Raw genomic sequence first — 1827 nt, 5'->3', positions numbered from 1 at the left:
GTGCTACAACATTTTCAAGTCTCATCCAATAGGTGTGCCTGCTTTTTTTGGTTTTTCAGGTCGAATAAGGCACAGCCCATCCTCATCTTTTGCAGCAAGTAACATCCCCTCGCTCACCATCCCCATCAGTTTGGCGGGCTTGAGGTTTGCAACAACGCACACTTGCGTGTTAAGCAGTGTATCGGGTGAGTAGAACTCTTTGATACCCGCTACAACCTGACGCGGTGCATCCTCCCCCAAATCAACCTGCAGTTTTAAAAGTTTTTTACTTTTTGGTACCTCTTGCGCTTCAACAACAGTCCCCACTTTTAGTGATGTTCCAAAAAACTGTCCAATCTCAATAAGATTATCCTCTTCTTGCTCTTTTGTTTGCTCTTTTTTAGGAGGGTTTGGTTCTGCCTTTGGTGCTTCTTGCATTAAAGGCTCCTCTATACGAGGGAAGAGAGGTGGTACTTTTTGAATGCTAAAGAGTTCCAAAAGCTGTTTTTCTACAACAAATTTTTCAAAACTTGCCGTATTGATCTCAAAACTAAGCGCATCAGCTATGATACGGGTAGTTTTTGGCATAACAGGATGGAGCATAATTGCTGCTTTTGCGAGGATGTTTGCAACCAAAGCAACGGTAGCAAGCGCTTCATCCTCTTGGTTGTTTTTCATCTTTACCCACGGTTCATACTCTTGAATAGCACCGTTTCCAAGGGCAAAAAGTTTCCATAACTCATCAAGGTATCTATGTGGCTGAAGTTTTTCTATGTAGCCATCAAGTGAATCAAGTATCTCATTCATCAGTGCCAGCTCTTTGGCATGATAGGTGTGTACATCTTTACTGTCTATAACCAAATTACTGTATTTTCCACTCATACCGATAATACGGTTGAGCAGATTTCCAAGGTCATTGGAGAGTTCTGAGTTTATTCTATCTATAAAAGCTCTTTGGGAGAAATCACCATCTTGACCAAAAGGTACCTCACGCAGCATAAAATAGCGAAGATTCTCCACACCGTAGGCATCTGCAACCTCTTTGGGATGCACAACATTTCCTTTCGATTTACTCATCTTCTCACCATCTCGTGTCCACCATCCATGCGCACCGATATGCTTTGGAAGCGGAAGATCAAGGCTCATTAAAAATGCAGGCCAGTAGATGGCATGGAAGCGTAAAATATCTTTACCCACAAACTGGATATCAGCAGGCCAGTACGTCATCTTTTGCTCATCACCCCCATACCCTAACGCCGTAATATAGTTCAGCAGGGCATCAAGCCATACATACATGACATGTTTCTCATCATGGATACTTTGAGGCATCTTGACACCCCATGTAAAAGATGTACGGGTAACGGAGAGATCACGCAGTCCACCCTTTACAAAATTAACAACTTCATTAGCACGCGATTTTGGCATAATAAACTCGGGATGTTGCTCATAATAGGCAAGGAGTTTCTCTTCATAGTTTGAAAGCTTAAAAAAGTAACTCTCCTCTTTGACTACACTCGTAGTTCTGCCGCAGTCGGGACAAAATTCCCCATCAACCAATTGTGTTTCAGGGAAAAAAGTTTCACACGATACACAGTAGTGACCCTCATAAAAATCTTTATAAATATCACCTTTTGCATACATCTTTTCAAACGCTTTTTGTACCCCTTTTTTATGATCATCATCGGTAGTACGGATAAATGTATCGTAACTAATCTCAAACTCATCCCAAAGGTTTTTAAAATAATAGGTATTTAGTAGAGGTATGACAAACGGCGTTGTAAAATTTTTCAATAATATGAAACAGTTTGGCTTTATTAAAATCTCGCTGCAACTGTATGAGTTCTTCTT

1 protein-coding gene is annotated in these 1827 nt (G+C 40.9%); it reads right to left on the bottom strand.

Annotation, left to right across the window (positions count from 1 at the left end):
- Positions 1-21 precede the first annotated feature (21 nt).
- On the bottom strand, positions 22-1827 hold a 1806-nt coding region (gene metG / locus AC30RD_RS08915; RefSeq protein ID WP_489494164.1), incomplete at its 5' end, for a methionine--tRNA ligase.

Source organism: Nitrosophilus sp., assembly GCF_982775275.1.
The sequence above is the reverse complement of the archived record's forward strand: the minus strand, read 5'-3'. Positions and strand labels throughout refer to the sequence as shown.